The following is a 2,110-nucleotide window of genomic DNA, read 5'->3' as shown; positions in this document are numbered from 1 at the left end:
GACGCACGACCGCCACCGCCCAGGTGCGCCCGGGCCCGGGTTGGGCCAGGACCAGTTCGCGTAGACCCGCGGTGGAGGAGAGCTCCTGGTGCCGGGTGAGGGTCCGGATCAGTGCCGCCGCGCGATCTCGCAGCCGGGCCGCGCGCTCGAAGGCTCCACCCGCGGCGAGCGAGTCGACCCGGTCGATCATCGCCCTGACGGCCGTGGAGTCCCGGCCGGTGACCAGCGCCTCCCATTCCTCGGCGCCGGGTGGCGAACCGGTGGCCTCCGCCAGATCCAGCCACGCGGCCCTGGCGTCCTCGGTTCTCCCAAAGGGTCCGAGGGCGAACGGGTGTTCCGGGGTCCGGGTGACGTGCCCCCGGATCGCACGTCCCGAGGGAGGGGAGAGCCACCACCCTCGGCGCGGAGACCTGGACCGCCGGTTGTAGGGCGGCTGGAGAGAGTCGATGAGCCGCTCCTCGACGGTCCACGCCTCCAGGAGGTGTGCGCACGGCACCGACTCGACGCTCTCGGCGAGGCCGACCATCGTCCGCATCCTGCCGCGTGGATCAGCTCCGGAGTAGTAGGAGCGGGCTCGGCGCCGGACCGATATGGACGACCCCACGTACAGCGCGCCGCCCGACGCGTCCCGGAACAGGTAGACCCCGGGGCCGGTGGTGAGCGTCTCGGTCAGATTGGCCCGGCGCCGGACCGCGGGGGCGAGGCGTCCGTCGTAGGAACGGAGCTCGGTGAGCGTCGACACCCCGCAGTCACCGACCCTGGAGATCAGTGCGTGAAGGACGTCGACGGTGGCGCGGGCGTCCTGGAGCGCCCGGTGGTTCGGCTCGACTGTGGATCCCAGATGGGAGGCGAGTTCGCCGAGGCGGTGCCCACGGGTTTCGCCCCGATGGAGGATGCGCCGGGCCAGCGTGAGCGTGCACACCGACGGGGGATCGGGCCACGGGTGGCCGGTCGACTCGGCGGCCGCGCGGAGGAATCCGAGGTCGAACCGGGCATTGTGGGCGACCAGTACGGCGCCGCGGGAGAACTCCAGGAACGTCGCCATCACCTCACCGAGTGCAGGGGCCCCGACGAGATCGACGGGCGCGATCCCGGTGAGCCTGCTGATGTGGGCCGGCAGCGAGCCGGTGATGGAGACGAAGGTGGACAGCTCGGCCCGGACCTCCCCACCCCGTACCCGGACCGCGCCGATCTCGGTGATCTCATCCGTTCCCGGCCGGGTACCGGTGGTCTCCAGGTCGACGACGACGAACGTCACCTCGGAGAGCATCGGCTCGAGCTCGTCGAAGGCGGCCTGGACCCCCGTGGTCCCCGGGGTGTGGACCAGTTCTCGAGTCGGGGGGCAGGGCATGGCGCACACGGTAACGATCCGGTCCGACACGGACGTCCGACGCACCCCGCCGTCCGCCGTCCGTCGTCACAGGGGATGGGTGTCGTAGGGGTGGGGTGTCGTACCCGGCCGTTACGGTCTGCCCCGAGCCGCAAATCGCGGCCTGGTAACAAATGGGCAACACGCCCAGGACGGAGTGTGATGTAGATCATGTTCTCGATGGACTGCTCGCGGTGTCCGGCCCGGCCGAGCGGGTGCGAGGACTGTGTCGTCTCCGTGATTCTGTCCGAGGAAGTGCAGGTAGATGCACTATCCGAGGAGTCGTGCGGGTATGTTCTCGAGCCCGAGGTGCGTTCGGCGATCGAGGTGCTCATGGCGCTCGGGCTGGTCTCGACCCTGGAGATCGTGGGTGCTGAAACGGCCGCCTAGCGGATGGGCTGGACTTCGGCGAGATGGTTTCGTAACCTTTTCGAGACCTCGGAAGTCATCACCCGCCCACCGGTGGGGGCCGGGGTCGCCACCAAAGCGCCACCGCGGCGCACCGGGGAACCACGTTCCACTGGGGTGAATCGCCCGACGGCCGAGAGGCCGGGGCGTAGGACAGACTTCCGTGTCCGAACCCGTCAGCTAACCCGGTCGGTGTCCAGGAAGAAAGAGGAAATCACTCTCGTGGGAGCCCACAGCATCAAGGCCAGCTCGACCGGGCGCCGTGTCGCCACCGCAGGACTGCTCGCTGCAGGCGCCGCCGTCGCAGGCGCCGGGACCGCGGCCGCCGCACCG

2 protein-coding genes and 1 riboswitch are annotated in these 2,110 nt (G+C 70.3%); of the genes, one reads left to right on the top strand and one right to left on the bottom strand.

Annotated elements, in window-relative coordinates; translation table 11 throughout:
- The coding region (locus G6019_RS13440) for an exonuclease domain-containing protein (RefSeq protein WP_182627793.1) at positions 1-1,351 on the bottom strand (1,351 nt) is incomplete at its 3' end.
- Positions 1,352-1,624: 273 nt separating this feature from the next.
- On the opposite strand from G6019_RS13440, the gene G6019_RS17630 reads away from it, so the two are divergent.
- On the top strand, positions 1,625-1,759 hold the full coding sequence (locus G6019_RS17630; RefSeq protein WP_255412667.1) for a hypothetical protein: 135 nt from the start codon (positions 1,625-1,627) through the stop codon (positions 1,757-1,759).
- A gap of 79 nt (positions 1,760-1,838) precedes the next feature.
- Positions 1,839-1,986: riboswitch (cyclic di-AMP (ydaO/yuaA leader) on the top strand.
- Positions 1,987-2,110: the final 124 nt, after the last annotated feature.

The organism is Dietzia sp. DQ12-76, assembly GCF_014145045.1.
In the GTDB taxonomy this organism is placed as follows: Bacteria; Actinomycetota; Actinomycetes; order Mycobacteriales; family Mycobacteriaceae; genus Dietzia.
This window is presented reverse-complemented; position numbering and strand designations above follow the sequence as displayed.